This is a genomic window from Roseburia sp. 1XD42-69 (genome assembly GCF_003612565.1).
Classification (GTDB): domain Bacteria; phylum Bacillota; class Clostridia; order Lachnospirales; family Lachnospiraceae; genus Roseburia_B.
The window spans coordinates 1-3,030 of record NZ_RAZG01000157.1; the positions used below are offsets into that span (position 1 = coordinate 1).

General features: G+C 39.1%; 7 protein-coding genes. All 7 read right to left on the reverse strand.

Going from position 1 to position 3,030, the window contains the following annotated elements:
- Positions 1-165: 165 nt before the first annotated feature.
- The gene (locus D7Y06_RS24505) at positions 166-546 is read right to left on the reverse strand and encodes a hypothetical protein (RefSeq protein WP_120410094.1); all 381 of its coding nucleotides are present in this window, start codon (positions 544-546) and stop codon (positions 166-168) included.
- Positions 547-552: 6 nt separating this feature from the next.
- The gene (locus D7Y06_RS25710; RefSeq protein WP_147415778.1) at positions 553-816 is read right to left on the reverse strand and encodes an Imm63 family immunity protein; all 264 of its coding nucleotides are present in this window, start codon (positions 814-816) and stop codon (positions 553-555) included.
- A gap of 123 nt (positions 817-939) precedes the next feature.
- Positions 940-1,461 carry a DUF2247 family protein gene (locus tag D7Y06_RS24510; protein WP_120410095.1) on the reverse strand — a complete coding sequence of 174 codons (522 nt, stop codon included), beginning with the start codon at positions 1,459-1,461 and terminating at the stop codon, positions 940-942.
- Between the two features lie 11 nt (positions 1,462-1,472).
- Entirely contained in the window at positions 1,473-2,162 is a 690-nt protein-coding gene (locus D7Y06_RS24515; protein ID WP_120410096.1) for a hypothetical protein, read from the reverse strand.
- A complete protein-coding gene (locus tag D7Y06_RS24520) occupies positions 2,122-2,367 on the reverse strand; it encodes a hypothetical protein (protein ID WP_147415779.1) in 246 nt (81 codons plus the stop codon). The genes D7Y06_RS24515 and D7Y06_RS24520 overlap by 41 nt, the downstream gene beginning before the upstream one ends.
- Before the next feature lie 40 nt (positions 2,368-2,407).
- Positions 2,408-2,761 carry a hypothetical protein gene (locus D7Y06_RS24525; RefSeq protein WP_158591496.1) on the reverse strand — a complete coding sequence of 118 codons (354 nt, stop codon included), beginning with the start codon at positions 2,759-2,761 and terminating at the stop codon, positions 2,408-2,410.
- Positions 2,698-3,030: hypothetical protein (locus D7Y06_RS26285; RefSeq protein WP_199714851.1), on the reverse strand; the 333-nt coding region annotated here is incomplete at its 5' end. The genes D7Y06_RS24525 and D7Y06_RS26285, both read right to left, overlap by 64 nt.

Consider the following 3,030-nt stretch of genomic DNA (forward strand, 5'->3'; position numbering starts at 1 on the left):
GCCTTTCTCCCCGCACTCCGGTATCCCAAACCACAGGTACGCCCCGTGGCGGCATACCTCCGGATACAATATCAAATGGACATATGCAGGGATACATTAACACTTTAGTTCACCGTTATTTTAGCAATACTGTGCTAACGATAAACACCGTTGATTTTCCATTATCTACAATCTATAGACATAAATCCATTCTATTGGTGTCATTAATTCATTCCAATCGTCATCATCACTTAATTCCAAAGCCACTCCTTTTACATTTGTAATTAAATAATCATCCCCTTCCTCATAAAAAGTACCCAGCTCTTTTTTTACATCACTTAGTGTATCTCCAATCCCAATTCTACCATCAATTTTACCACTATATCCTTTTGTAACCCCTATTTGAAAAAGTAACCTCTGTTCATCAAAGCAAAACATAGCATTTTCAATAGTAATCACACATGAACCATCATCCCTTTCTTGTATCACATACTCATCATTTAACCACTGAATAATATTTTTCACATGAACCCCTAACTTGAATTTATCTATTCCTTCTCCTGGCATGATTTTTCATATAAAATCTTTTCCTGGAATTCTATTTTGTGTTGCATAATCCGATGCAACTTGAAAAAGAATTTCATTTAAAAGAATCCAAAACACTTCCTCCTCATTATCTATTTGTCTGTGAATCCTGATTTTTCCTTCTTCAGTAATTACATAATGATACATACTATTATGCGTATATATACCTTCAGGGCTATTATCTGTACCAACTGAAAAGTTTATCTTATTTAAACTTAAATCGGGTAATACACTATTAATCTGAAATTCCATTTCGTTTTTTAGTTCATTTGTTTCTAATATTTTAACCTCTATCTTCTATAACAATAACTTGTTTGCCTTTATTTACACCTTTCATTTACGTTAGACTAATCTTACTTAATTATAAATTATTACTTAGAATTGCACATATTGTAATTTATATTTTTGTACCTGCTTACTAATGTAATTATCCAATTGACTCAATAAATAACATCTGTTTTCCTCTATAGAATGGTCTTTTGAAATATATTCCGCATCCATCGGCATATACGTAATAAACTTTTCCATATCTTCCGGATAATTGAAATTTGCATAAACCATATCGATTTGCTCGAATAATTTTGAAACATCTTTCTCGGTTTGTCTCAAAAACATTATTATTGCAATACGAACTTTTTCTTTTGCCTTTTCCATATTTTCTTCTATGGCATCTAAAAATTGGGGCATCTTTTCAATAATATCTAATACACTTGCAGTATCTTCTGATTTCCAAGACAACTCGATTTCTTCATCCAAAAGCGTTTCATCTTGCTCCATTTTTCTACAAACGTAATCTTGTGCAATATTAACACCCAATATTTCATTCTTTATACCCCAATATACCATATACCAATCTATAGACATATTTATATTTTCAAAAATATCAATTCCATACATAAAAAATCCTCCTATGGTCTAGCATTAGGCTTCCCTGTTATGTCTATACCTTCTATAAATCTACGATGTGTTACCCCTTTGGTTGGATCCGGATCGACAATCCACTCAAATATTCCCTGTTTGCCATTTAAAGAACCTTTAATCTGGTATAATGAACGTTTTATACCGTCCCTGCCCACCAATGAAAATTTTGTAGCATAACCTGCGTAATTATCAATAATATCATTAAAAGCATGTAATGCATCTTCTTTCAACGCACTACCTGTTCTAATATTCTCTAATACAGGATTCTTAATTTCTATTTTATTACTACCACTTTCAACATAAACCCCTTCCTTTTCCTCCACCTCCTTCTTCTCCCCAAACAGTCCCTCCGGAAAGGATTTAGAATACAAAATAGAAATCCCCGCATCAACCTCTAATATTTCCGGCACTGCTATCATTTCCCCGTCCGCCCCCGCAAGGGCTGCTGTTGGAGGCTTTGGCCCCATAATCCCATTAAAACCGCTAACAATAGATAATATATCCAGCGCAGTTACAAAGGCTTCTGCCCCTTTTTGGGCCCCTACAGAGGCACTGTCCGCCAAGCCTTTCCGAAAGTCCTTGATATCCCTGTCGTATCCGGTTATCCGGTCATTTTTTACAGTTTCAGCAGTATATCTACCTGTCTCTACAGACGCAGATACACACACCGTCCCCAAAAGCAGGCTTCCCCTCCTTTTCCATCTGCTCTGCCTTATCCTCTGTCTTTTTGCTGGTTAAACTGTCATTTATGGGAGGGTAAGTATCTATTCCGGTTGTAATGATATTTGTATAACTTCCAAAAAGGTTTATTTCCCCTCCCTCCATGCTAAACACTGTGACTCCGCTTCCCGGTTCCACTAAGGAATACTTTCCGTTTTTCATGCCCACCATGTCCTCCCCATTTCCCGAAAATTTTACACCCTTAATTCTCCGGGTCCCTTAAAATATTAAGCGCCTGGGGGGAGTTCACGGTGATTTTCTTTGCAAAAAAGCCGATATTCTCCACGGCACAGATGTTTACCGTTGTCCCGCTTCGGAAAGAAATACTCTTTCCGTCCTCTAAAGACATGGCGTGCCCTGCGCTTTTTACATCAAAACCCATCATCCCAGGCTCCAGGTAAAGCCGCTTCCCTTCCGCTGTGGTCAGGGCACGTTTAGAGGGGTCTGACATCCCGCTGCAGCTTGCCCCGTTCTGGCGGATGCAGTTGACGGCTATGGCATTCCGCTCATCTTCATCCGGAAAATACAAAGACACCTTTGTGCCGGTTTCCGGCATACAGTACACTTTTCCGCCGGAGCAAAGCGGAGGGGGACTTTCCAAAAGCTTCCCGTATCCGGCACCCAGGGGTAAGGGTACGCTGTGGAAACATCCTGCTTCTTATCAATCTTTAAATGAAGCCTCACCGCATCCCCTCCGGTTTTTATCACTGTGCCATGGATGGACTGGCCCACAAACATGGGGTTATAGACAGGTTTTGCCGACGCATAGGCGTCCCTGCCCAGGATATAGGTATAACGGAACTCTTCCTGCAAAAGCCGGATATG